Source organism: Frankia sp. CpI1-P (genome assembly GCF_001421075.1).
In the GTDB taxonomy this organism is placed as follows: Bacteria; Actinomycetota; Actinomycetes; order Frankiales; family Frankiaceae; genus Frankia; species Frankia torreyi.
Genome location: NZ_LJJX01000026.1, coordinates 55,814 through 81,590, shown reverse-complemented (window position 1 = coordinate 81,590; position 25,777 = coordinate 55,814). Strand labels below are relative to the sequence as shown.

General features: G+C 73.5%; 10 protein-coding genes and 14 pseudogenes. 8 read left to right on the top strand and 16 right to left on the bottom strand.

Annotated features, from left to right (window positions below; genetic code table 11):
* Positions 1-69: 69 nt before the first annotated feature.
* The 12 genes and pseudogenes from FF86_RS17955 to FF86_RS17930 all read right to left on the bottom strand — a co-directional run.
* Positions 70-854, bottom strand: a pseudogene (locus tag FF86_RS17955) (NAD(P)/FAD-dependent oxidoreductase); the annotation flags it as partial.
* A 1-nt stretch (position 855) separates the two neighbouring features.
* Positions 856-1,110 (bottom strand): FAD-dependent oxidoreductase (locus tag FF86_RS51365; RefSeq protein ID WP_396229933.1); only part of this gene is annotated, 255 nt, incomplete at its 3' end.
* A gap of 209 nt (positions 1,111-1,319) precedes the next feature.
* Positions 1,320-2,531, bottom strand: coding sequence for a hypothetical protein (locus FF86_RS17950; RefSeq protein ID WP_044885650.1), 1,212 nt, complete (start codon positions 2,529-2,531; stop codon positions 1,320-1,322).
* A gap of 229 nt (positions 2,532-2,760) precedes the next feature.
* Positions 2,761-2,878, bottom strand: a pseudogene (locus FF86_RS51360) (RNA polymerase sigma factor SigM); the annotation flags it as partial.
* A gap of 167 nt (positions 2,879-3,045) precedes the next feature.
* Positions 3,046-5,049, bottom strand: coding sequence for a serine/threonine protein kinase (locus tag FF86_RS17945; protein WP_044885649.1), 2,004 nt, complete (start codon positions 5,047-5,049; stop codon positions 3,046-3,048).
* 695 nt (positions 5,050-5,744) lie between these two features.
* Positions 5,745-6,254 (bottom strand): annotated as a pseudogene (locus FF86_RS51355) (murein biosynthesis integral membrane protein MurJ); the annotation flags it as partial.
* A 1-nt stretch (position 6,255) separates the two neighbouring features.
* On the bottom strand, positions 6,256-7,532 hold a 1,277-nt coding region (gene murJ / locus FF86_RS51350), incomplete at its 3' end, for a murein biosynthesis integral membrane protein MurJ (protein WP_242418985.1).
* A gap of 1,676 nt (positions 7,533-9,208) precedes the next feature.
* A pseudogene (locus FF86_RS51345) lies at positions 9,209-10,182 on the bottom strand (DUF6049 family protein); the annotation flags it as partial.
* A gap of 1 nt (position 10,183) precedes the next feature.
* A pseudogene (locus FF86_RS51340) lies at positions 10,184-10,786 on the bottom strand (hypothetical protein); the annotation flags it as partial.
* A 33-nt stretch (positions 10,787-10,819) separates the two neighbouring features.
* Positions 10,820-11,805: pseudogene (locus tag FF86_RS51335) on the bottom strand (DUF6049 family protein); the annotation flags it as partial.
* Position 11,806: 1 nt separating this feature from the next.
* Positions 11,807-12,037: pseudogene (locus FF86_RS51330) on the bottom strand (hypothetical protein); the annotation flags it as partial.
* Positions 12,034-12,504, bottom strand: coding sequence for an NUDIX hydrolase (locus FF86_RS17930; RefSeq protein WP_044885647.1), 471 nt, complete (start codon positions 12,502-12,504; stop codon positions 12,034-12,036). The pseudogene FF86_RS51330 and the gene FF86_RS17930, both read right to left, overlap by 4 nt.
* 174 nt (positions 12,505-12,678) lie before the next feature.
* Here FF86_RS17930 and FF86_RS51325 point away from each other — a divergent pair.
* Together FF86_RS51325 and FF86_RS17925 are read left to right on the top strand one after the other, a co-directional pair.
* A pseudogene (locus FF86_RS51325) lies at positions 12,679-12,968 on the top strand (CCA tRNA nucleotidyltransferase); the annotation flags it as partial.
* A 1-nt stretch (position 12,969) separates the two neighbouring features.
* A partial coding sequence (locus FF86_RS17925; protein WP_242418975.1) for a CCA tRNA nucleotidyltransferase occupies positions 12,970-14,148 on the top strand: 1,179 nt, incomplete at its 5' end.
* Positions 14,149-14,193: 45 nt separating this feature from the next.
* Here FF86_RS17925 and FF86_RS17920 read toward each other — a convergent pair.
* The 4 genes and pseudogenes from FF86_RS17920 to FF86_RS51310 form a co-directional block, all read right to left on the bottom strand.
* Positions 14,194-15,612: an MFS transporter gene (locus tag FF86_RS17920; RefSeq protein ID WP_044885645.1), complete on the bottom strand. Its 1,419-nt coding sequence runs from the start codon at positions 15,610-15,612 to the stop codon at positions 14,194-14,196.
* A gap of 216 nt (positions 15,613-15,828) precedes the next feature.
* A pseudogene (locus FF86_RS51320) lies at positions 15,829-16,112 on the bottom strand (inositol-3-phosphate synthase); the annotation flags it as partial.
* Between the two features lies 1 nt (position 16,113).
* The coding region (locus tag FF86_RS17915) for an inositol-3-phosphate synthase (protein ID WP_242418974.1) at positions 16,114-16,902 on the bottom strand (789 nt) is incomplete at its 3' end.
* A gap of 437 nt (positions 16,903-17,339) precedes the next feature.
* A partial coding sequence (locus tag FF86_RS51310; RefSeq protein WP_242418973.1) for a PadR family transcriptional regulator occupies positions 17,340-17,797 on the bottom strand: 458 nt, incomplete at its 3' end.
* 584 nt (positions 17,798-18,381) lie between these two features.
* Between FF86_RS51310 and FF86_RS17905 the strand changes: the two genes are divergently transcribed.
* The 6 genes and pseudogenes from FF86_RS17905 to FF86_RS51285 all read left to right on the top strand — a co-directional run.
* On the top strand, positions 18,382-18,786 hold the full coding sequence (locus tag FF86_RS17905; RefSeq protein WP_011607893.1) for a DUF5318 family protein: 405 nt from the start codon (positions 18,382-18,384) through the stop codon (positions 18,784-18,786).
* A 380-nt stretch (positions 18,787-19,166) separates the two neighbouring features.
* Positions 19,167-21,508, top strand: a pseudogene (locus FF86_RS51305) (transglycosylase domain-containing protein); the annotation flags it as partial.
* 76 nt (positions 21,509-21,584) lie between these two features.
* Positions 21,585-22,392: pseudogene (locus FF86_RS51300) on the top strand (penicillin-binding transpeptidase domain-containing protein); the annotation flags it as partial.
* Between the two features lies 1 nt (position 22,393).
* Positions 22,394-22,874: pseudogene (locus FF86_RS51295) on the top strand (glycosyl transferase); the annotation flags it as partial.
* Positions 22,875-23,045: 171 nt separating this feature from the next.
* Positions 23,046-24,738, top strand: a pseudogene (locus FF86_RS17895) (glycosyltransferase 87 family protein); the annotation flags it as partial.
* A gap of 450 nt (positions 24,739-25,188) precedes the next feature.
* Positions 25,189-25,774: pseudogene (locus FF86_RS51285) on the top strand (hypothetical protein); the annotation flags it as partial.
* Positions 25,775-25,777 lie beyond the last annotated feature (3 nt).

Here is a 25,777-nt window from a genome sequence, read left to right as displayed (position 1 = left end):
GTGGTGGCTGGAAGGCGGTGGTGGCTGGAAGGCGGTGGTGGGATGGGTGGTCGATGCGCGGGGGCGGCGTCAGGCCGGCTGCGGCGCCAGGGTGGAGACCCGCGGGGCCTCGGTGGTCGTCTCGCCGGGACCCTCTCCGGCGGCGATGAAGCGCTCCGCGTCGAGGGCGGCGGCGCACCCGGTGCCGGCGGCGGTGATGGCCTGCCGATAGGTGTGGTCGACCACGTCGCCGCAGGCGAACACGCCGTCGAGGTTCGTCTTGGTGGTGGGATGCGCGACCTTGACGTAACCGGCGTCGTCCAGCTCGAGCTGGCCGCGGACCAGCTCGGTCCGCGGATCGTGGCCGATCGCGACGAACAGGCCGGTGACGTCGAGATCCTCCGTCTCACCGGTGATCGTGTCGCGCAGCCGGATGCCGCTGAGCTTGTCCTCGCCGAGGAGCTCGGCGACGTCGGCGTTCCACCGGAACCGGATCTTCTCGTTGGAGAAGGCCCGCTCCTGCATGATCGCGCTGGCTCGCAGCTTGTCCCGCCGGTGGATCACCGTGACCGACCGGGCGAACCGGGTCAGGAACGTCGCCTCCTCCATCGCCGAGTCGCCGCCGCCGACGACGGCGATGTCGTGGTCGCGGAAGAAGAAGCCGTCACAGGTCGCGCACGCCGACACCCCGCGCCCGAGCAGTCGATCCTCGTGCTCGACGCCGAGCTTGCGGTAGGCCGAGCCGGTGGCGACGATGACCGTGCGGGCGCGGAACGTCTGGTCCTCGACCCTGACGATCTTCGGGTCGGCGGTGAGGTCGAGCTCGGTCACGTCGTCGGCGACCAGCTCGGCGCCGAACCGCTCCGCCTGCTGGCNCAGCTTCTCCATCAGCTCCGGGCCCTGCACGCCCTCGGGGAAGCCGGGGAAGTTCTCGACCTCGGTGGTGTTCATGAGCGCGCCGCCGGCGGCGACCGCGCCCTCGAAGACGAGGGGCCGCAGGTTGGCCCGGGCGGTGTAGATGGCGGCCGTGTAGCCCGCCGGCCCCGAGCCGACGATGATGACATCGCGCACGTCGTCTGCCGGTCGATCACCGTGGCCGGTGACGTCCTGGACCTGCTGCTGGGCTGTCACACCCGCTCCTTTCACGCTGCGCGATTCCCCGTCAGCCGGGGTGGACCCCGCCGGTGCCCATCGGCCTCGGTGGTGCGTCGGGATCCCTGGTCGTAGGTCTGATCCGTGAAGACGGTGTCCGAGAGCGACAACGGTCCTCGAGGGCGTCTGATTCCATCCTGTACCCGCCGGTGCCGAGCAACCGGTGATCACCAGTGTCGATGCTCACGCTACCTGCGCAGCGTGGTCGCGCTGTACCACAATGCCGCGGAGACGCTGACGACGCCGCAGTGCGTGTCGACGACGAGCACCCGCGCCGCCGCGGGTTGCATGGGGATGGACAGCACGATCAGCAGCGCCGACTGGCCGTCGTACCGGATGCGGTCGACCGCGAGGATCTCGCCGCCCGACTGGGCGATGAGGCTCTGGTAGCAGGAGCGCAGATCCGGGGTGTCCAGCAGGGCGCGCAGCCGGGTGCCGGCCGCGGCCGGCGGGGCCGCCACGACGGAGGCGGGATGGCGCGCGGCGGCCGGGGCGACCGCCTGGAACGGCACGGCGCCCGTTGACCGTGCCGTCGCCACGGCTCCCGCATCGGTGGCGTCCCCCGTCGGTCCGGTCAGCGGCAGCGACAGCGCCACCGAACCCGCGATCCGGCCCGTGAGCAGCTCCCTGCCGTGCTGGCCGACCTCGGCCGGGGCGACGGTTGTCCGCGAGTCCGCCATCATGGTCAGCCGGCCCGGTCCGGCTCCGGCGGCCGCGGCGCCGGCCGACTCCCGGCCCTGCGCGACGCTCGACGCCGCGACCGGGTGGTGGGCGTCCACCACCCGAAGACTGTAGAAGGCGAGGACGGCAGCACCGAAGGTGACGAACGCCGCGCAGACCGCCGCGAGCGACACCCAGTCCCGCCGCGGGGCCGCCGCCGCACCCGGCGCCGGTCGCCGCTCGGGGCGGGCCGTCGGCCGCCGGCCGGGGCCGGTCCCGGGGGTGCCGGTCTGGGGAGCGCCGGTCGGTGCCGAGGCCATCGGACCGGCGGGGGAGCGGCCCGCGTCAGGGGCTGGGCGTGGCGCGGGCGCGTCGGTGGTGGTCACGTCGGTGGTGGTCACGTCGGCACCGGGCCGGGCCGGGGGATCGTGCAGCGGGCGGGGGGGCAACTGTGCGGCCAGCGCCGCCTGGATGCGCTCGGCGACGTCGCCCGGCATCGTCATCGCGGCCAGCCGGGACAGGTCGGCGCGGACCTTGCGCAGCGCGGCGATCGACTCCCGGCACTCCAGGCAGACCTCGACGTGGTCCCGGGTCGAGCGGGTGACCGTCTCGCCCCCGGCGACGGCGTCGAGCTGCTCCACGTCGGGATGCTGGTCGTGCCCGCGGGACCGGCGGCCGAGGGGAAATGCGGGGCGCGTCTCCGCTGATCGGTGACGGTCGTCCATCGGGTCATTCGCCATTGCTGATCACCTCCTCCGGCAGGTCCGGGCACCCATGGGGCCGCATGGTGAGGACTGCGGCCGGCGGACCGACTGCGGGCGTCGGGCGGCCGCTGCGCGCAGGCCGCCGCATCATGGTGTCCTTCTTCTGAGACGGTGGGCGGGGCTCCTGGGTTCCCGGGCGGGAGGTATCCGAGGAGCAGGGCGAGGTGCGCCCGCCCCCGCGAACAGTGACTTTTCACCGTGCCGNCAGAGATGTCGAGCAGCCGCGCAGCGTCCGCGAGGGGCAGTCTCTGGACGTCGACCAGCACCACGGCCGTGCGCAGCGCCGGGGGCCGGCCGGGGACGCCGCCGACACCGAGACGCATGTCACGCTCGGTGATGGTGCCCCGCGGATCGGTCGGAGGCGGATCGGTCGGAGGCGGATCGGTCGGGGGCCGTGGGCGACCGACCGGAGCCGATCCGCGTGTCGGCGGAACAGCTCGCCGAAGACGGCGGGATTCCCACCTCCTCCCCCTTCGGGACCGGCTCTCGGTCAGGACCGGAAGGTGATCTCCGCGATCGAACCGCGATACTGCCCGTCACTGTCCTTCGGTAGGGAGGTCAGCCACAGGACCCAGTACTGCGCCGGGGTGAGGTCGGAGGGCATGGGAAGGTTCACCGGGCCGCTGGGGGCGTCGGTCTTCGGGACGACGACCCGGTAGCTGTCGATCGTGTCCCCGGGGGTGGCGGCGCTACGAAGCTCGAACGACACCGGGCCGCTGCCGACCTGGACTGTGACCGAGGTGGGGCTGATCGCCTGGCCGAAGGTCAGCCGCAGGCCGACGCCGGGCTTGAGGCCGCCGAGATTCGCGGTGACATAGCCCTCGGTGTGCCAGACGGTCGACGGGTTGCCGTCGACCGCGTTGGCGGCCTCCTTCGGCCGCTCGGTGCCGTCGCCGCCCGAGGCGGGAGGATCTATGGTGTCGATGCTCTGCGGCTTCAGCACAGTCCCGAGCGGGGTGGCCTGGCTGGTGGGCGAGGCAGTCGGACTGGCGCCGCCACCATCGCCGCCGCTGCGCAGCGCGAACACGGCCACGACCGCGACGATGATGACGACCACGACGAGGGCGATCCACGGCAGCATCCGGCCGAGCCGGGGGCCGGACCCGCCGCGCCCGCGTCCCGGGGCGTCCCGATAGCGGTCCGCCGGCGGATAACCGCCGGCCCCGGCGGCGTAGCCCCGGTCGTCCCTGGCCCGGTCATCCCTGCCCCGGTCGGGCCGCCCGCGATGGTCGTGGCCGCGGGTGTCGTACCCGCCGCGGGTGTCGTAGCCGCCACGGCCGTACCCCGTGTCGCCGCCACGCGGCCCGCTCGGGCCGTCGACACGGGTCTCGTAGCGGCCGTCACGGGCCTGGTCAGGGCCCGGGTAGCCAGCGGTGTCGGTGTAGCGGCCCTGCGCGGGGTAGTCGGACGCGGCGAGGTAGTCGGAGGAGGCGAAACCGTCCACGTCCATCGCCTCGGTGCTGGGGGGTTCCTCGCCGAGGCTCATCAGGCCGGTGTCGAGCACCGCGTCGACCGGGTTGATCGACTCCAGCTCTTCGACGAGCTCGGCGACGGTGGTGATGGGCGCGCCCGCCCGCTCGTCGCCGAGGGTCGCCATGGTGATGGCGTCCAGGTCGCGAGGCACCGACGAGGTGACCTGCCGGGGGCTGCGCAGCCGCCCGCCCGAGGTCGGCGCGGTGGGCAGGCCGCGGTCCCCGCCGAGGGGCCAGTGGCCGGTGAGCCCCGCGTACAGCAGGCCGCCGAGCGCTCGCAGATCGGCGGCGGCGGCGTCGCCCGCGCCCACCACCCTGGTGGCCTCGGCGTCATCGCCGTTCCCGGCGGCGTCGGGGCCGTCAAGCTCCCCGGGCGTCCCCGAGCGCTCCAGCTCCGCGAGCACGCCACCGATCTCCAGATCGATGATCTTCACGGTGCCGTGGCTGGAGACGATGACGTCGCCGGGGCTGAGATCGCCGTGATGGATGCCCCGCTCGTGGGCTGCGGCGATGACCCGGGCCGCGGCGAGCACCACGGCGCCGGCCTGCTCGGGGCGCAGCGCCCCCTGGGCGGTGAGCTGGCGCAGGGTCTTGCCGTCGACCCATTCGGAGACGACGTAGGAGATGCGCCGCGATCCGGTGGTCGTCGTCGTGGCGTCGTAGGTGGAGGCGGCACCCGGATGCACGAGCCGGCCGGAGTTGATGGCCGCGGCGAGCAGACGCCGGGCGGCCTGCTCCCGGTTCGGGTCCGCGGCGGCGGCGCCGTTGTCGCCCGGGTTCACCGGGCCGTGCTCGACGATGCGCACCGCGACCGGCCGGGCGAGCACGTTGTCGTCGCCGCGCCAGAGGGTGACCGGCCCGCGGCTGGTGAGCGCGGAAAGCAGGCGGTAACGGCGGTCTAGGACGGTTTCGGCGAGCACCGCGGTGCCGGCGGGGGTCGACGAGCTCCGGGGGTCGGGGGCGGTCAGTGTTACGTCGTTGTCGACGTCCTCAGCCTGCGGTCGGTTGCTTCCGTCGACCACAGCGCCTCCGTCGTCCACGGCCTGACGGGGACGATCCGCCGTCGGGCTTCCCTACCTCACCCGGGCAGGGGTCCGCCCAGTGTGCCGTGACCGTGGGCGGAGACCCCGGAATCCTTCGTCGCCCGGAACTTGTCGCCACGGTGAACGACGTGACGAGCGGAGGCTGCGCCTGGTTCACCGGCGACGTTGGGCGGGGNCCGCGCACAGCGTGTCCAGTGTACGAGGATGGCCGGAGGATCTCGCGAATGTCTTGGGACAACCCGCCCTTGTGTACCGGCTGTGACGATAGCCGCCTGATCGCCTCCCGTCGGCCTCCGTGGCCGCCGGCCCGGCCGCGCCCGGCCGCGCCCGGGTGCGCCGCCGCAGGGCCCGGAAGGACGTTTCCCCCAGCCAAGACGGAGCTGTCCGCCGGGGTCGTTAAGCTCCCGTCCAGCCAACCGGGCTATGGCGAATATCCGCCGTATTCCTACGCATTAGTAGAGTAATCCTCGCGGCGTTTCCCAACTACACCGCGTTATGGTGATGGAAGGATCGGCGGCCGCTGTCGGCCCCGCGTACACCTCCATCACCAGACCATGGTCATGAGGATTTCGCCGGGTCGGGGTGACGTCCGAGCTGGCCCTTTGGTGCCCGCCGCGAGCGTCGCTCGGCAACCTCCGCCGGGCCCGGCCTGGGCCGTCGCGGGCGCCGACCGGTCAGCGCCGCCGCGGCGCTCGCCCCGCCCGACGCGTGCCGGTCGCGGATCCCGACCGGTCGTCCGGGCCTTCCCGCCGCGGTGGTGTCGGGGCGCGTGCCCCGGTCCGCGACGACGGCTCCCGGCGGGCCGTCCGCTCGGTCCTGCCCGTGCGCTCCGCCCGCCCGGTCCGGTCGGCCGCCGCCGGCGATGCGGTCGGCCCGCCGGGCCTGCCCCGCCCGCGCCCGCGGCGCAGACGGCCGTTGACAACCTCGGCCAGCGCGTTGACCTCGTGCACGTTCATCCGTCTGGCGACCGCGATGAACAGCGCGCCGCCCACCACGGCCGCGATCACTACCGCGACCCCGGAGCTGAGCCAGCCCGTCCCGATCACCGACCGGATTCCGCGGGCCAGCAGGGACGCGATGACGGCGCCGAGGCCCGCGGCGACCGCGACCTGAGTGATCACCCGAGCGGTGCGGTTGCCGTCGACGCCACCCAGCCGCCGGCGCAGCAGGATCGTCGTGGCCGCNAGCCCGACCAGGTAGGCGAAGGCGAAGGCGAGCGCCAGCGCCGGCGCGCGATGCTGCTCGGGCACCAGCACGGTGAGCACCACCGCGCCCAGCACGTTCACCGCGACGACGCCCATGTTGACCAGCGCCGGCGTCCGGCTGTCCTGGTAGGCGTAGAACGCCCGCAACTGCACCTGGAACAGCGAGAACGGCACCAGGGCCAGCGCGAAGGCGCTGAGCGTGTCGCCGATGTCCACCGCGGCGTGGTACCGGACCGCGCCGTGGTAGAACACCGCGACGGCGATCGGCCGCCCCAGGGCGAGGATGAACAGGGCCGCCGGCACGATGGCCGTGACCGCGACCCGGGTCGCGGTCGAGATGTCGGCCCGGACGAGATCCCGGCGGCCCTGGGCGGCGTGCCCGCTCATCCTCGGCAGCAGCGCCGTGATCACCGAGACACCGATGATCGCGTAGGGAAGCTGGAAGATCTGGTAGCCGTAGGTGTAGATCGTGTAGGCGGTCGTCGCCGTCGACAGGTTGACGATCACCAGGTAGCCGGCCTGGCTGACGATGACGAACAGCAGCGTCCAGCCGGCCAGCCGGGCCGCCGAGCGCAGTTCCGGATGGCGCAGGTCCAGCCGCGGGCGGTACCGGAAACCAACCTTGCGCAGAGATGGCAGCAGAGCGAGCGTCATGGCCACGACACCCAGCGTCGTCCCGCCGGCGAGCACCGTGATCTGCGCGTTGCTGATGGCCTTCGGCCCGTCCACCCCGGGGGGGTGCGGTCCCGACACGATGTAGACGAAGGCCACGCACGTCGCGATGACGATCAGGTTGTTCAGGATCGGCGCGAACATGGGCGCGGCGAAGGACTGCCTGACGTTGAGGATCGCGCCGATCGTCGCGCCCACCCCGTAGAAGACGATCTGCGGCAGGAACCAGCGCAGCATCTCGGTGCCCAGCGCCCGCTCCGCCGGCCCCGAGTGCAGGTAGGCGTCGGTGATCCAGGGCGCGACCAGCATGCCGACCGCCACCGCCGCGCCCAGCCCGAGGATCATGATGGTCAGCAGGGAGGAGGCGAAACTGTCCCCGCCGTCCGGGTCCTCCTTGGCCGCGCGCACCATCACCGGGACGATGACGCTGGTCAGGATCCCGCCGAGGAGCAGGTCGTAGAGGACGTTCGGCGTGGTGTTGGCAACGTTGTAGGCCTGGCTGACTCCGCTGGTGCCGAGCGCGGCGGCGATCGCGACCGTGCGCAGGAAGCCGGACGCCCGGGAGACGATCGTGCCGATCGCCATGATCCCGCTGGCCTGGCCGAGGCTCGGCCCGGACTTCCTTGCGCCGGACTTCCCCCGGCGGGCGGTCGTCGACTTCGCGGTCGTCGACTGTGCCCTCGTCGACGGCGTCCGCGCGGGTTGGGCGCTCGTGGATGGGGTGCTCGCGGGTTGCGCGGTTGCTGCCTTCGCGGTTGACGGCTTCGCGAGCGCGGTGGTGGCCGCGGCATCGGTGGGGCGCGGGGTCCGTCGACGTGACGGGTCACGCCGGGCGTTCCGCCCGGCCGTCTCGCGGGCGGCCGGGGTCCGGGGGCGGGCGGCGCGAACGTCCCTGAGGTCGCCCTCCCTGAAGCCGCCGCCGTTCCCCCCGTTCCCGCCGTCCCCGACCTCGCCGGCGTGGCGGTCTGCCCGCGGGTCGGCGGCCGGATCGTCGCGCCAACCGCCGGGGGCGCCGTCGCGGTCCGCGCCGTAGCGGGCGTCGCCGCGACGGTCACGGGTGCGGGCGTTTCGGCCGTCCCGGGCCTCGGGGGGCAGGGCGGTGTCCCGGCCGCGGCCATCGTCCCGGCTGCGGCCGTGCTGGTGTGACTCCGGGGGGATGCGCCGGACGTTGCTGCGCGGAAGCGCCACCGTCGGCCGGGACTCGCCAAGAGACGGCCGGCGCCGTTCGCCGGCGAAGCGTCGGGGGCGGTCGGCGGCATCCGGCTGCTGCTCCTGCGACCCGCGCCCGGCGGAACCCGGACCAGTGGGCCGACCGACCTGGCCGGGGGGCGAGCCGGATTCCGTCTGCGGCCGCCGTCCGGGTACCGGGTCCGCCGGCCGCGGCGGGCCGGGCGGGGTGGGCAGTCTGGTGGTCCGTGTCCCGTCGACCGGCGCAGCGGGCTGGACCCGTCCGCGTGCGGCGGAGCCGGGACCTCTCTCGGACGGGGGCGGCACGCCGGGGGGCGGCGGTGGTGTCCGCGGCGCGGCCGGCAGCTTCCGGGTCGCCTCCGGAACCGCGGCCCGCGGCGCGCCGGGGGGTGGGACCGGGCGCGGCGCGGCGCCGTCCCGTGGGTCGGCCCATCGGTCGTGGCCGCTGTGGGACGCGTCGTTCCGCCCGGCCGGGTCGTGATCATCGAACTGGTGTTCGGGGTAGGCCGCTCGCCGTGCCCGCCGTGGATAGTGCCCTTCGGCGTACGGCTCATCCGCGTACGCGCCGTCCCGGCGGCGGTAGCCGTCGTCGCGATCCCCGTACCCGTCGTCCGGGTTCCCGGGCCGGCCGTCGGGGCCGGGGTATTGATCGGCTGGATCGAGATACCGCTGGTCGAGGTCCGGATATCGCTCGTCGAGGTCCGGGCGCCGCCCACTCGGGTTGGAAAAGGATCGGCCGTCTCCCGGGTAGGACCGGTCGCCTCCCGGGTACGGCTGATCACCATTTGGGTAGGAGCGGTGAGGCTCCGGGTAAGGCCGGCCGGAATCCCGGTACTGCGGCGGGTCCTGGGCGGGGTAGGACCAGTCCGCCTGGGGCAGCGGGTCGGGGACGTGGGGCGGATCGAGAGTCGCCCCCGGCCGGCCGGCGCCGTCGGCCCACTCCTCAGCCCGGTGGTCCGGGCCGCCGGGGGTGTCGCGCCACGGATCGCGACCACGATCGCCGCGGCCAGCGCGGGGGCCGGTGCCGCCCCGGCGGTGCCGGGGACCCGAGCCGCCCTCCCCCTCGACGGGGGTCACGGGCCGCTCCGTCGCCGACGGGCCGGAACCTCACCGGTGGCCACGTCCCACCCGGGGCCGGCGTGTTCCGCCGCGGCGCCGTGGCCGGAATCGGGCTGATGCTCCGGGCCCCGGTCCCAGCCCCGGTCGTGATCCAGGTCTTGGTCCCGGTCCTGGTCTCGGTCCTGGTCTCGGTCCTGGTCGGTCCCGGGCTCCAGGCCGCGGGCGGCGGGCGCGACGCTCGGCTCGCGACGCGTGGCGTAGGAGAGATCGGCGGTGGGGGCGCCCGTCGACCACCCGGAGGCGACCGCGGCGGGCGCCCGCCGGAAGGGTGGCCGGGCGGCATCGGACTCGCTCCCGGGGCGACCCGGCAGCGCCGCCACCCCCGCCGTGGCGGCACCCGGGTCCGTCAGTCCGCCCGGGATCGCCGTGCCGTCCGGGGCCGCCGGGCCGTCCGAGGCCGCCGGGCCGCCGGCGATCGGTTCGGGGGCGCCGCCGGCGGAGTCGGCGGTCCGGCGCGCGCCCGGCCGCAGCCGGCGGGCGAGGCGCACCACGACGGCCAGCAGCAGCACGCTGACCGCGCCGATGGTGATGGCCGTGGCGATCGCGCCGTAGACGGTGGAGCGCACGAGTACCCGGGTCGGGGGATCGGTCGAGAGGGCCTGGCCGTCGAGGTTGAGGCGGCGGATCTCCAGCGGGAACGTCCCCGCGCCCTCGGCGTCCACCTCTATCTCGATCTGGGCCTTCTGCCCCGAGGGGAGGTTGCGGGTCTCACGGGCCGGCGAGCGGAGCCGGGAGTGGGTCGAGGAGAAGGCGAGCACGACGGTGACCTCGAACTTCGTGTTGTTCTCGAGCGTGATCGGTACCAGCCCGTGCTTGCTCGTCAGGTTGACGCTGCGGGAGGCCACCACCTGGATGCCGTTGCGGATCGCGGACACGTTCCCGTCCACCTGCTGGCTCAACGACACACCGTCGACCATGCGCCCCCCGCNCCAGGCGACGGAGGTCGCTGTGACAAGTGCGTTGCTCATCGGGTCGACCCGGTCGATCCGGCAGGTGCGGGTGGCCTTCGGCGGCGGGCAGAGCACCGGGCCCAGCGCCAGCGCCTCGTCGCGGACGCTCGCCACCGCGTCGAGGTAGGTGACGGGCAGCTCCCGGGCCTGCGCGTCGGCCGGGTAGACCAGCACGCCGCGGCGGGCCGGCGACTGGTTCTGGCCGGCGCCGCCGTCGAGCGGGACCGGGACGGAGTAGTCGCTGTCGATCGCCCCCAGCACCTGCTTGGCCCAGTCGTCCGTGGGCGGGTTCCAGCCCCGCGGCAGGGCGAGGACCTGGAACCGGGGCTCGGACTGCTCCGCGGTGATCATGGCGAGGTCGGCTCGGAAGTGTGTCAGGACGACCCCGGCGCTGGGACCGTCGGCTCGGCCGTCGAAGGAGGTGGCGATCTCGGCGAGGCGGTGGTCGGTGGCGAGCGCCCGGATCGGGCCGGCCGACGTCGGGAGTTCGTAGGTGGCCGACGGCGTGTAGGGGACGGCGGACCCGGGACGCAGGATGCGGTCGTCGAGCAACACGGTCCCGACCTTCAACTGGCGCAGCACGTCCACGGTGGCGGTGTCGGCGAGCCCGTCGANGGGGTAGGCGACGGACGCCATCTGCGCGGGTTCTCGTTTCAGCAGAGCGGCGAGCACGACCTGGCCAGTGTTGACGGCGTAGCTCACCGTGTCCAGCTTCTGGGCGTGGACCAGGGCGGCCAGGTCGGCGTCGCCGTAGGGCAGGGCGAAGACACCGCCGCCGGCGTCGGCGAAGTTCTTGATGTCGTTGAGGAACTGGGCGGCGTCGGAGCTCTGCGGTTCCTTCACGCCGTCCGCGCCGCCGCCGGGGCTGGCGTAGTGGTAGCCGTCCGGGTTCGTCATGATCTGCAGCGCCTGCACCAGCGTCGGGTCGACGGCGAGGGTGACCGCGGGCCGGCCCTCGGCGGTGACGGTCGACCGGGCCGCGTCGAGCAGGCGGTACAGCCGCCCGGTCGGCTTCACCTCGTCGGCGAGCTCGTTGTCGGTCAGCAGGCCGTCCGAGCGCAGGCGGGGCTGGTCGGCGAGCGGCAGGACCACCGCCACCGGGGTCCGCTGCTGCTGGCCGGACGAACGCACCAGGAAGGTGTACGCCACGCCGAGCGGCGCCACCGGCTGCCCGCCGACGGAACCCGTGACCTTCACCCGCAGGGGGTAGACGCCGACCCGCACCGGCAGCGCGGATGCACCGAGATCACTTGTGATCATGAACCTGACCGGGTCGGCGCCCTGGACGGGCGGATCGGACAGCGGCTGCGTGCTCTGTCCGCCGGAGAGGGGTAGCTGGCGGTAGCTGGGCTGGGGGCGGGCCTCGCCGTTCTCGGCCAGGGTCTCGAGCCGCCCGCGGGAGGTCACCGCCGGGGAGCCGATCGACAGGCTCATCCGCAGGTCGGTCAGGGGCTGCGGCCCCGAGGTGGACAGCGTGCCCTGCACCGACACCACGGAGGACCCCGCGGCCGGCGCCTGCACCTCGTCGACGGTCACGGTCACCCGGTTCCCCGGACCGGTGGACGACGACGCCGATCCCGGTGAAGAAGGTAGCGAACCGCNCGATTCGTCTGTGGATGAAGCTGTGGAAGACCGTGGTGATCCTGTGGATGAATCGGGTCGGGCGATCCGTTCCACGAGCCCGCCGCGGATCGCCGCGCCCGCCGCGGAGCCGCCGGCCACCGGGATGACGAGGGCGAGCAGCACCACGGCGGCGAGCCGGGCCGGCCAGCGCCGGGCGCCGGACGCCCCGCGGGGCCGCGCCCGTCGCGCGGGCCGGCGCGGCGCCGTCATGCGGTCGCGGCCAGCACGACGGGCACCTCGTCGAGCAGGCGCCGCTCGTCGGCGTAGGCGAGGCGCTCGGCGACCTCGGCCAGTGGAACCCAGGCCACGGCGTCGACCTCGATGTCGGCGTCCGACAGCGAGCCGACGCTGCGCAGCAGCAGGAAGTGGTGCACCGTCTTGTGGATGCGTGCCCCCCCGGCGACGAACCAGAAGTCGATGGTGCCCAACCGGCCGAGGACGGACCCGGTCAGCCCGGTCTCCTCGCGGACCTCCCGGACGGCGGCCTGTTCGGTGGTCTCGCCGGCCTCGACGTGACCCTTGGGTAGCAGCCACAACAGCCGCCCATGGCGATCCCGGCGGGCGATGAGCGCGGCGGAGGCGTCCGTGGAGCACTGGTCGAGAATGAGGCCGCCCGCCGAGGTCTCCTCCACCCGGGGCAGCGGAGTGCGACCGGCGGAGGAGGTCGACGGCGGCATGGATTGATCGTACGAGGCGCGGGTCCCCCGGCCGGCCCGTGTGCCCGCAACGCCCCGGTTGTGCCCGTTGATCCCGGTGGTCGGAACCGCGTCGCCGTGGCCGCGGTGTGATCGTCCCCGGCTCGTCCGGGTGCCGGTTCACCGCGTCCAACCCCGTAACCTGAAGGTGTGTCAGTGATCAGTCTGGACAACCCGCGCGACTCGGCCGAACGGGTGGTGAGTGAGCTGCTCAGGGTGCCGCCGGCCGCGGACGAGCTCGGTCGTGTCTTCGCCGCCCACGGCCACCTGCTCCACCTCGTCGGCGGCTCGGTCCGCGACGCCCTGCTCGGCCGGCCCGCCACCGGCGCCACCGGCGCCCCGGCCGACCTCGACTTCGCCACGGACGCCCGGCCCGAGCGGGTGCTGGAGATCACCCGGGGCTGGGCGGAGGCCACCTGGGAGGCGGGGATCGCCTTCGGCACGGTNGGGCTGGCCCGGCGCGGGCTGCGCTTCGAGATCACCACCTACCGCAGCGAGGCGTACGACCGGCAGTCCCGCAACCCGGCGGTCACCTACGGCGACAGCCTGGAGGCGGACCTGTCCCGCCGGGACTTCACCGTGAACGCGATGGCGGTGTCGGTCCCGGGCCACGACTTCGTCGACCTGTTCGGCGGGATGGCCGACCTCGCTCGCGGCGTGCTGCGCACCCCGGCGAGCCCGGAGGCGTCGTTCGACGACGACCCGCTGCGCATCCTGCGCGCCGCCCGGTTCGAGGCGGCCCTCGGGCTGACCCCGGTGCCCGAGCTGGTCGAGGCGATGCGCGCGCGGACCGAGCGGCTCGCGATCGTCTCCCCCGAACGGATCCGGGACGAACTGCGCAAGCTCATCCTCGCCGCCGATCCGGTGGCGGGCCTGGAGCGGCTCGTCGAGATCGGCGTCGCCGACATCGTGCTGCCCGAGGTCGCGGCGATGCGCATGGAGATCGACGAGCACCACCAGCACAAGGATGTGTACGCGCACACCCTGACCGTGCTGCGCCAGGCGATCGCCCTGGAGGAGCCGGGCGAACCCGACGAGGTGCTGCGCTGGGCGGCGCTGCTGCATGACATCGGCAAGCCGCGCACCCGGCGGCACATCCCGGGCGGCCGGGTGTCGTTCCACCACCACGAGGTCGTCGGCCGGGACATGACGCGGCGCCGGCTGGCCGCGCTGCACTTCCCCAAGGACGTCACGGACGCCATCTGCCGGCTCGTCTACCTGCACCTGCGGTTCCACGGCTACGGCGAGGGCGAGTGGACGGACGCGGCGGTGCGTCGCTACGTCCACGACGCCGGTCCCCAGCTCACCCGGCTGCACAAGCTCGTCCGCTCCGACTGCACCACCCGCAACCGGCGCAAGGCGGCGGCGCTGTCGCGCACCTACGACTCGCTGGAGGAACGGATCGCCGACCTCGCCGCGCGGGAGGAGATCGCGGCGATCCGGCCGGAGCTGTCCGGTGACGACATCATGGCGCTGCTCGGGCTCGCCCCATCCCGCCTGGTGGGCCAGGCCCGCGCGCACATGCTGGAGTTCCGCTTCGAGTGCGGCCTCGTCGGGCGCGAGGCGGCCGAGGCCGAGCTGTTCCGGTGGGCCCGCGAGCACGAGGTGCCGATCCCGGACGCGTGACCGGGCGGCCGGAGCAGCCGGGGCGATCGGGGCGATCGGGGCGGGTCAGCCGCGACTCTCGGCCGGCCCCGCGGAGATGATCGGGTTGATCCGGCCGGCGGGATCGGTCGGATCAACCGGCTCGGCGGGACCGCTGGGCGGGGGAACGGCCGGGTGCGGTGGCGGCCCGTCGCCCACGCCGCGGATCACCCGGTCCTCGGGGTGGCGGCGGGCGGCCCGGTAGTACACCAGCCCGGCCAGCGCGTAGCCCAGCCCGGCGACGATGACCACCGCGCCCGAGCGGCCGTCGTCGGGCAGGACGACGGCCGCGATCGCCGCCGCGGCCACGAAGGCGACGTTGAACAACAGGTCGTAGAGCGAGAAGGCGCGGCCGCGGTAGGCGTCGTCGGTCTCCTCCTGGACGATGGTGTCCACACAGATCTTGCTGGCCTGGGCGGAGAACCCGAGCAGCGCGCCGGCGACGATGAACAGGGGAGCCTGGAAGGGCAGGCCGAGCACCACCTCGACGACGCCCCCGAACACCAGGACCAGCGTGATCCAGCTCGATTTCGGCATCCGCCGGGTGACCCGCGGGGTCACGACGGCGGCGGTGACGGTGCCGATCCCGCTGGCGGTCACGACGGCGGCGAGACCCGTCAGCCCGCCCTCGTTGCCGGTGAAGTAGTTGCGGTACAGCAGCACCGTCATCACGAGGACCAGCCCGTAGGCCGCCCGCGAGCTGGTCAGCGCGGCGAGCGCCCGGCGGGCCGGGCCGTGGCCGGCGAGGTAGCGGGCACCGTCGACCATGTCGGCGACGACCTCGGTGGCCTGCCGCCAGGCTCCCTGCCAGGGCACGGCGACCACGGGACCGAAGTCGCCCCGGCCGGAGCGCGACGCCGTCATCATCGCCAGCAGGTAGGCGAGCGCCGCCAGGCCCGCGACGAGGGCCACCGTCCGGTCGTCGCCGCCGACGAGGCCCCGTACCCCGCTGCCGAGACCGGCGCCGAGCAGGGTCGCGACGGTGCCGGAGGTGACCGACAGGGCGTTGGCGGTGACGAGGCGGTCGACGTCGACGACGACGGGCAGCCCGGCGGACAGCGCCGCGAGGACGAAGCGGTTCACGCTCACCGACGCGAGCGCCACCGCGTAGAAGTCGACGCCGGTGCGCCCGGCGGCGATGAGGACCACCAGGATGGCCATGAGCACCATCCGCACGAGCGAGCTGACCACGAGCACCCGCTGGCGGGACGTCCGGTCCAGCACGATGCCCGCGAACGGGCCGATCACGCTGAAGGGCAGCACGACGATCGCCAGCGACGAGGCCAGCGCCCCCGCGGACGTCGCCCGCTCGGGGGAGAACAGCACGTAGCTGACGAGGGTCGCCTGGAAGACGCCGTCGGCGGCCTGGGAGGTGAGCCGGGCCGCGTACAGCATCCGGAACCGGCGGCCGCCAAGCAGCTCGCGGAGGTTCGCCGACCATGCCACGCCTGTCAGCGTAGGGCCACCCGGCCCGCCTCAGGTCACCGGTGGGCCTGCGCAGGCCCACTCGGGCCCGCTCGGGCCGCTTGCGGCGTGGCCGGGGGGTGTCACCGGGTTCGGCCGCCCCCTCCGGACGACCGAACCCGGCGCCCGCCTCCCCGGCCGGGGAAGCGGGCGTGCAGGCCGGGTGGACGGGCCCGCCGGGGCCCCGACGGGCCTCGCTCAGCCCTCGTTGCGGATGAACGCCTCGACCTTGTCGCGGGCCTCGTTGTCGCGGTACTGCTCCGGCGGGGACTTCATGAAGTACGACGAGGCGGACAGGATCGGCCCGCCGACGCCCCGGTCCAGGGCGATCTTGGCGCAGCGCACCGCGTCGATGACCACGCCGGCGCTGTTGGGGGAGTCCCAGACCTCGAGCTTGTACTCCAGGTTCAGCGGGACGTCGCCGAACGCACGACCCTCCAGCCGGACGTAGGCCCACTTGCGGTCGTCGAGCCAGGCCACGTNGTCCGACGGCCCGATGTGCACGTTGTCCTTGCCGAGGTCGTGGGAGACCTGGGAGGTCACGGCCTGGGTCTTGGAGATCTTCTTCGACTCCAGCCGGTCACGCTCGAGCATGTTCTTGAAGTCCATGTTGCCGCCGACGTTGAGCTGCATCGTGCGGTCGAGGACGACGCCGCGGTCCTCGAAGAGCTTCGCCATCACCCGGTGGGTGATGGTGGCGCCCACCTGCGACTTGATGTCGTCGCCGACGATCGGCACGCCGGCGGCGCGGAACTTCTCCGCCCACTCGGGCACCCCGGCGATGAACACCGGCAGGCAGTTGATGAAGGCGACCCCGGCGTCGATCGCGCACTGGGCGTAGAACTTCGCGGCGTCCTCGGAACCCACGGGCAGGTAGCAGACGAGCACGTCGGCCCGGGCCTCCCGCAGGGCGGCCACGACGTCGACCGGCGCCTCGTCCGACTCCTCGATGGTCTCGCGGTAGTAGCGGCCGAGGCCGTCGAGGGTGTGACCCCGGGAGACGGTGATGCCGAGCGGCGGCACGTCAGCGATCTTGATGGTGTTGTTCTCGCTGGCGACGATGGCCTCGGAGAGATCGCGGCCGACCTTCTTGGCGTCCACGTCGAACGCGGCGACGAACGTCAGGTCGGAGACGTGGTAGTCGCCAAGCGTCACGTGCATCAGCCCGGGGACCTGCGCCGACGGGTCGGCGCCGCGGTAGTACTCGACCCCCTGGACCAGAGAGGCGGCGCAGTTGCCCACGCCGACAATGGCGACACGTACCGAACCCATGACGGTCTACTCCTTAGCTGCGATTTCTATGGAAGTGGAAATATCGGGCATCCAGCTCCGCCACGACGCCGCCCGCCAGCCGAAGGCAGGGTGCGGGCGCCGCTACGCGGTGCCACTCACCGGCCGGCCGGAACCTCACCGTCGGGGTCCGGGCCGGCCTCGGCCGGGGCGTGCCTGTTCCGGGTGCGCGCGTCGCCGTCGTTGCCGCCGTGCGTGCCGTCGAGATAGGTGCCGCGTCCGTCCCGCCGCCACGAGCGGGAGGGGGGAGCGTGCCCGGCTCCGGTCCGGTGGATGGCTCCGATCCTGTGGATGGAGCTGTGGACAACCCTGTGGACGCTGTGGACAACTGTGGTTCCGTGAAGCCGGTCGGGGCGCTGGCCCGCTCCGTCTCGATCAGCTCGTTGAGCCACCGGACCTCGCGTTCCACCGACTCGAGNCCATGACGCTGCAGCTCGAGGGTGTAGGTGTCGAACCGCTCGACGGTCCGGGTCAGGGCCGAACGTACCTTCTCCCGGCGCTCCTCGAGCCGGCCGCGGCGCCCCTCCAGGATGCGCAGGCGGACGGCGGCGTCCGTCTTCGCGAAGAAGGCGAACCGCACGCCGAACATCTCGTCCTCCCAGGAGGACGGGCCACCCTCACCGAGCAGCTCGGCGAGCTTCTCCTTGCCCTCGCCGGTCAACGTGTAGACGACCCGACTGCGCCCGCCGAGCCGGGTCGTCGCGCTGACGTCGTCCGCGGTGACGTACCCGGCGTCCGCGAGGCGGCGCAGGCAGGGGTAGAGCGAGCCGTAGCTGAACCGGTGGAACGCGCCGAGGACCGCGGCCAGCCGCTTGCGCAGCTCGTAGCCGTGCATCGGGCTCTCGGAGAGCAGGGCGAGAACCGCCAGTTCCAGCATGACCCGCCCTCCCTCGACCGTGCCCCGGCCGCGGGCCTGATCGCCGCCCGGCCTGCCGCCTCGTTGCGCGGCGCTTCCTGCTGTGCCTCGCTCGTGCTGTTCCCCCGATACTGTCGCTCCGACATATCGAAGCGATACATCGAGGATAGACGTCTCGGGACGAGCGCCGCAACCAGGAATGACCATCCGGCGACCAGGAGATGACAGAACGACACCTCCACCTCTGGGCGCGGTCGCGGCGCGGCCCCTGCCGGCTGCCACCAGGGGCCGGTGCCGCTCGGTCCCCCGGTGATCTCGCCGCAGCCGGTGGTTGACCCGAGAACTGCTTGTTCGCAGGGGTGATCGGCGTCCGATCCAGTCGTGGCCCGCTCACCCGCGTGACCGCGCCGNGGCTGGCGGAGCCCACCGAGCGACCTTGCTGTGGGTGGGGCCGGCGTCACAGTGTCATCCGGCTCACAGTGGCCGTGGGGCCCGCGCTGGGGCGTGCGGGCCTGGCCGTTGCACGGGCGGCGGACGGCAGTCCGTTCGGTGACCATCTGTCCGGACCATCTGCCTGGAACACGTCCGCGGCGTACCGTTGAGACATGCGGTCGCGGTCGGTCATCGACTACGCGCTCGCCCGCCGGGCGACGCTCGCGGATCTGTTCGCGGGTCGGGTGTCCTCGCTCGACGTCTGTGACGCGCACCCCTATCTGCTGCGCGCGGCCAAGTACCACGGCGAGCCGACCAGCAAGCGTTGTCCGGTCTGCCGCGGCGCCGATCCGCTCATCCACGTCACCTACACCTACGGCGACGAGCTCGGTGAGAGCTCCGGCCGCGTGCGGGCGACGAAGGACCTCCCGGCGCTCGCGGCGAGGTACAGCGAGCTGCGGGTCTACGTCGTCGAGGTATGCCGCCCGTGCGGGTGGAACCACCTGATCACGTCCTACGTGATCGGCACCGGCGAGCCGAAGGCGAAGCGTCAGCACCGCCGTGCCGCCGATACCTGACGGTGCACGCCTGCCGCCCTCTCTGCCTTCCCGGCCGCGCCGCACCGCTGCGCCGTCCGGCGCGACCGCGGTCCGGGCGCCCTGCGCGAGCGGGCGGAATCTGGCGTGAGATCCTGGTCTGCCATGTGGGTGTCGCGGCGGGTCCAGGCGTGGTGCCGACCACGAGTGGTCCCGTTCCGTGACCTTGCCGGTGTGAGCCCGGCGAGTGGCCCGGCCCTGCGTGGTCGGCCGAGTCCCGCCCAGGGCCTGTGGCCCCCGGCGTACACCACGGCCGGGTTCCAGCGGGATCGGACCGGTGGGGGCCGGACCTTCGGTAGCGGTCGGGGGTGCCGGCCCGTCCCCTGTGGCGGATCGGCGACCGGGGAGTCCCAGAGCGACGGATGGAGCGGTTGGTGAGCTCTCCCTACGACCGGGGCGCCTACCGGGGCGGCCCGGATTCGGACCCGACGCGGTCCGAACCCGGCCAGCCTCAGGACGCGTCCCCCGATCGGGCTAGGCGCGACCGGATCGCCCGAGCCGGCCAGCCTGGCCGGCCGGACTCGCCTGCCCGGGCCGGCCACGACGGCCCGCCGCCGGTCGACCGCCCCCGCGGCGAGCGCACCGCCCTGGTGCCGGCGGCCGGTCGGTCCGCCGCCGGACGCGCCGCCCTGGTGCCGCCCGCCGGACCCGTCGGGCCAGCGGGAGTTGCCGGACCCTCCGGGCCAGTGGGAGTTGCCGGGCCGCCGGGAGTTGCCGGGTCGGCCGGGTCGGCTGGGTCGGCTGGTCCCGGCGGGCGTGCCGGGGGACCGCCGCCTCGCGCGGTGGCTCCCGCCGAGGCCGCGCAGCCCGACCGGCGCCCGGGTGCCGGCGCCGCGGCGATCCCCACCGCCGGCTGGGTACCCGACCACGGCTCGGCCGCCCGGGCCGCGGGTCGTGGGGTGCCCTCCGGCCCCGATCCGGTCGCCGACGAGCGGGCCGGCCGCGCCGCCGCCGCCCGTAGTGTCTCCCCCGAGCGGGTCGCCTCCCCCGGGCGGGGACCGGAGCGTGCAACGCCCGACCGGGCGGCTGCCGAGCGGTCGCTGCCTGGCGGCGCATCCGAATGGCCCGTGACCCGCGCGGCGGGCCGGCAGACAACGTCCGACGCACCCGGCCGCGTTCCGGCAGCCCCCCGTGATCCGGCGACGTTCCGGGATGCCGGGAGGCCCCGAGATGCGGGTCCCACCCGAGATGCGGGTCCCACCCGCGCGGTCGCGGGCGGACCGTTCATCCCGGTGGTGGACCCGAGGGGTGGCACCGGCCCCGATCAGCCGCCCGTGGGCGGGAACGGAACCGATCCGCGTCGCCGCGCCGACCGGCTGGCCGGCGACGAGCCCGCCGTCCGCGGCGGGCGGGGGCGGGAGCGCACCGGCGGACGAGGCGTGCCGGACCGGCGCTCGGGCGGTATGGCCGGAGTGGGCGATCGGAGCGGGCCCGACCTGGACCGCCCGTCCGGCCCACCGCTGCCGACCGGACGCGATCGGGCCGCTGGCGCCCCGCGGACCTCGGCGGAGGTGAACACGATCTACGACACCGTCGACCAGGCGGCCCTGCGCCGGGTCGACGTCAGCGAACGCACCGCCGACGCGACCGTCTACCGCAAGGTGACGGCGGAGCAGGCCGGGCGAGACGCGGCGGCCGGTGCCGGCATGACGGAGGTGACGCCGGTGCGCCGGGTCGCCGGGCGGCGCCGTGACCGGCCCACCCAGGCGACCGAGCGAATGGCGCTTCGGGTCGGCGAGCTGGAGGCGGCCGAGGGCCGCACCGGCCCGCCCCGGCCCGGCGCCCGCCGTCCCACGCCCGCGCGCACCGGGCCGGGGCGGGGCGCTCCCGCGCGCTCGTCGCGGGCGGCGATGGGAGGCCCGGACGGACCAGGTGGACCCGAGGGGCCGGGCGGTGGGGGTCGTTCCCCCAGGCCGGGCGAGGGCCGTCGTGGCCCGAAGTGGTGGCGACGGCGGCCACGCTGGCTGCGTCGGCTCGTGCTCGCCGGGGTCTTCTCGTCGATCCTGCTGTTCGTCGCCGGCGTCGCCGTCGTCTACGCGGCGACCCGGGTGCCGCTGCCCGGCGAGGTGAAGACCGACCAGACCTCGATCATCTTCTACGGTCCGCCGGCCGGAACGAACCAGGGAACCGGCGACGAGCTTGCGCGCATCGGGACGGTGAACCGCACCGACGTGCCGTTGGCCCAGGTGTCCAAGGAGATGCAGCACGCGGTGCTCGCGGCCGAGGACAAGAACTTCTACAGCGAGCCCGGCATCTCGCCGAAGGGTATCGCGCGGGCGCTCTACGTCAATGTCACCGGCGGCGACCTGCAGGGTGGTTCGACCATCACCCAGCAGTACGCGAAGAACGCCTATCTGAGCCAGGAGCGCACGTTCAGCCGCAAGATGCGGGAGATCGTGCTCGCGGTGAAGCTGGACCGTAAGTACTCCAAGGACCAGATCCTGGAGTTCTACCTGAACACGATCTACTTCGGCCGCGGTGCCTACGGTATCGAGGCCGCGGCAAAGGCGTACTACAACACGAGCGCGGCCAATCTGACCGCGAGCCAGGGCGCGGTGATCGCCGGGTTGATCCGCTCGCCGAACTATCTCGATCCGGCGAAGAACCCGGTCCCCGCCGCCAACCGCTGGCACGACGTCGTGGCGACTATGGTCGCCAAGGGCTGGGCACCGGCAGGCCTCGCGCAGGAGACCCCGCCGCCGCCNCTGGCCAAGGCGGAGGACGCGGCCGCCTCCTCCGACCAGGTTGCCTACATTCGTGAGCAGGTCAAACGCGAGCTGATGGCCCACGGCATCACCGAGGACCAGATCAACCGCGGCGGTCTGCGGATCACCACGACCATCGACAAGGGCCGCCAGATCGCCGCTTTCCAGGCCGTCAGCGGGGTGCTCAGCCAGGCGTACGCCGCCGTGCCGGACCTGCGCACCGGCCTGTCCGCGGTGGAACCCGGCACCGGGCGGATCCTCGCCTGGTACGGCGGGTCGCTGTACGGCAAGGACGCCCAGGGACACGAGCAGTACCAGGACAACGTCTCCCAGGCGGAGGTGCAGTCCGCCTCCACCTTCAAGACGATCACCCTGGTCGCGGCGCTACAGAAGAACATCAACCTGAAGTCGACCTTCGCCGCGCCCGCGAAGATCACTCTTCCGGGCGACTACGTGGTCGGCAACGACGAGGGCGAGGCGGGCGACCTCGGCTACAAGGACCTCATCGAGGCCACCGCCGCCTCGATCAACACGGTCTACGTGCCGCTCGGCCAGAACATCGGCGTGCAGAACGTCGTCAGCACGGCGCACCTGCTCGGCATCCCGGACAACACCGCGCTGCCGATCGAGGCCGGCATCACGCTGGGCAAGGACCCCGTCCACGCCATCGACATGACCTCGGTGTACGCCACCCTCGCCGCGGGCGGCGTCCGGGCCAAGCCGCACATGGTCGACAAGGTGGTGGACGGCACCGGGCAGGTCATCTACTCGGGTAACCCGGAGGCGAAGCAGGTCATCCCGACCACCGTGGCGCGCGACGCCACCTACGCCCTGCAGAGCGTCATCACCGATCCCACCGGCACCGGCACCAAGGCGAGACTGGNCGGCGGGCGCGAGGCGGCCGGCAAGACCGGCACATCGACGGACTTCCGCTCCGCGTGGTTCTGCGGCTACACCAAGGAGGTGTCGTCCTGCGTCGACATGTTCCGCGGCGGCGGCACCGACAAGGAACTACTCAAGGGCATTCCCGGGGCGGAGAAGGGTGTCTACGGCGGCACCTATCCGGCCCGGATCTGGAAGGCCTTCATGGACGCGGCCCTGCAGGGCGTGCCCAAGTCGAAGTTCGACCCGCCGGCGTTCGGTGGACTGGTCCAGGACAACGAGCCGGCACCCACGCCCACGCCGACGGACACCCCGAGCACCGCGCCGACGTCGGGCCTCACTGATCTGCTGGGCGGCCTGTTCAGCGGAAACGGCGGCGGTCAGCAGCAGCCGCAGCAACAGGAGCAACAGCAGCAGCCCGGAGCGAACCGCCCGAACCGTTCGTCCAAACCGCCGGGGCTCTTCACAGACCCTTTGGGGTGACCGGTGGGCCGACCGCGCCGGCGGGTTCGGGACATCGGGGCATCGTCGAGATGCGAACCCGCAATCCCGAGTCCGCCGCGGCGGGCGGCGGTCCGTCCACCGGCCCCACCCCCGGGTGACTGCTCCCCTGNCGGAACTGCGGTCCCCGGCCCGAGCGGGCCGTGTACCACAATGGCCCGCATGGCCACGACACCGGCGTCTCCCGCCCGCGTCAGCCCGGCCCGGGAGGACCCGGTCGTGGCGGGCGCGAGCCAGCTCATCGGCGGGCCGCCGGGCGAACACGCGGTCCTTGCGGACCGGCGGACCTGGCTGACCCCGCTGCGCGTGCTGATGGCCCTGGCCATCGTGGCCAGCGTGCTCGGCTACACGCAGAAGATCGGCTGTCGGGACACCCGAACCTGGACGCACGAGCACCAGTACAGCGCGCTGTGCTACTCCGACGTCGTCGCCCTCTACAGCCAGGAGGGCCTGGTCGACGGGAAGATCCCCTATCTGGACTACCCGACGGAGTACCCGCCGCTGATCGGCGCGGCGATGGCCCTCATCTCCTGGCCCGCGGGCCACGCCTCCGGCCCTAAGGCGGTCTACCGGGACGAGGGCGGCCGTCGGGTGTTCGACCACTACACGATGGACCGGCGCTCGGCTGTCTTCTACGACCTCACGGCGCTGCTGTTCATGGTCGCCGTGTGCGTGGCGGTGGCCTGCACCGCGTTGACGGCCGGATCCCGGCGGGTCTGGGACGCGGCGCTGTTCGCGCTGGCGCCCGCGCTCGTCCTGCATCTGCTGACGAACTGGGACATCCTCGCGGTGGCGTTCGCGGCCGGTGGCCTGCTCGCCTGGTCCAGACGGGCACCGCGGCTGGCCGGCCTGCTCCTCGGCCTGGGCATCCTCACCAAGCTGTACCCGGTGCTGTTTCTGATCGGGCTGGGCTTCCTCTGCCTGCGTGCCGGGAAGCTGCGGGAGCTGGCGAAGACCGTCACCACGGCGATCGTGACGGTGATCGTCGTCATCGTGCCGCTGTGGCTGTCCGCCGGCTACTTCGACGAGCAGAGCAACAAGGTCGGCGACAGCATCTGGACGACCTTCTGGCGCGGCGGGGACTGGCTGCGCCTGCTCGGCGGGGGCCCGGACGGGGCACGCAACGGTCTCGCCCGGTTCATCGACCTGAACTCCGACCGGGGCGCCGACTGGGACTCGGTGGCCTTCGGCGCGACCTGGCTCGCAGACCGTCACGACCCCGCCTGGTTCGGCCCGCTGCACCTGGTGGTCTGCGTGGTGATGGCGGTCGTCGTCCTCGCGGTGGCGGCGGCGCTCATCGTGCACCGCCCGGATACCCGCCGCCTCGTCGCCGCCTCGTCGGTAGCGGCGTGGGGGACCGTCGCGATCGGCGTTCCGCTGGTCCTGCAGGGCATCCGTGAGCACGGCCTGCCCATCGGGACACTGAACATCATCACTGCCGCGACCCTGGTGGTCGCGGTCGTCGCGATCGGGCTGCTCACCTGGTTCGCGCCGCGCCGGCCGCGGCTGCCCCAGGTGCTGTTCCTGCTGGTCGTCGCGTTCCTGTTGAGCAACAAGGTCTTCTCTCCTCAGTACACGATCTGGCTGCTCCCCCTGGTCGCGCTGGCCCGGCCGCGGTGGCGGCTGTTCCTGCTCTGGCAGGCATGCGAGGCGTGGGTCCTGTTCACCCGCTTCATGCATTTCATCTACAACGACACCCAGGGCCGGCACGGGATCGACCGGGGCTGGTTCGTGGGCGCGGTGGCGCTGCGCGACCTGGTGCTGGTCGTCATGGCGGCGTTCGTGGTGCGGGAGATCCTGCATCCGCGGACGGATGTGGTGCGGACCGGGGGGTCGCTGGACCCGGNCGACCGAATCGCCGTGGATCGGCCGGCGGCGGGGCTGGACCCGGACGCGGTGGACGACCCGGCCGGAGGGGTCCTGGATCACGCGCCCGACGTACGCGGTGGCTGGCGCGGCCGGCCGACGAGGCCGGCACGTGGCGCCCCGGAGCCGGAGCCGGCAGCCATCGCCGCGTCACCAGCAGCGGAGCCGCCAGCCGGGTCCGCCCCGCGGCCGGAGCTCGCGCCGATGGAGCCGGGGGCGCTGTTCCGGCCGCGGCAGAACCGGTCGGACACCGTCGGCGGAGCGGAACCCGACGGCAGCGGATCCGCTGGTGGCTGAGGCCGCTCAGGGGAACCCGATCGGTCAGGGGAACCCGATCGGTCAGGGGGACCCGATCGGTCAGGGGGAGCGGCCCGGTCAGGGGACGCGGGACCATGAGAGGGAGCGGGACGGATCGGGAAGCCGGGGCGGCGTGGACGAACTCGCCGGCCCTCGCGGCCTCATCGGCACCGCCCGTTCGGGCTGGTCCCGTCTGCCGGAGTCCGTTCGGGCCACGCTGCCGCTCTGGCTCGGCAGCCGGATCGCCGTAGCGCTCCTCTCCCTCGCCGCGGCGAGGACGCTGACCTCGCGTCCGGCTCGCGACGCTCCCGGGCTGCGCACCCTCTGGGACCACTGGGACGTCGGCCTGTTCACCAAGGTCGCCCGGTATGGCTATCTCTCCCCCGCCTACTCGGACCGCACCGAGGTCGACTTTCCCGGCCTGCCGCTGGCTATCCGCCTCGTCCATCTCGTCGTGCCGGACTGGATCGCCGCCGGTCTCGTCGTCTCCCTGCTCGCCGGCGCCGTCACCGCGGCCGCGCTCTGGCGACTGGCCGCGGACGAGGTGGGTGCCCCGGCCGCGAGGTTCGCCGTCGTCAGCCTGATCTCCTTCCCGTACGCGGTGTTCCTGTTCGCCGCCTATTCGGAGGGGCTGTTCCTGGCGTTCGCGACGGCGTCCTGGCTGGCCGCCCGCCGACAGCGCTGGTGGCTGGCCGGCCTGCTCGGCGCGGGGGCGGCGGNCA

Coding starts and splice junctions, on each gene's coding strand:
- FF86_RS17950 (WP_044885650.1), bottom strand. CDS start 2,531: ATGGCGAATGACCCGATGGACGACCGTCACCGATCAGCGGAGACGCGC.
- FF86_RS17930 (WP_044885647.1), bottom strand. CDS start 12,504: ATGCCGCCGTCGACCTCCTCCGCCGGTCGCACTCCGCTGCCCCGGGTG.
- FF86_RS17905 (WP_011607893.1), top strand. CDS start 18,382: ATGCGGTCGCGGTCGGTCATCGACTACGCGCTCGCCCGCCGGGCGACG.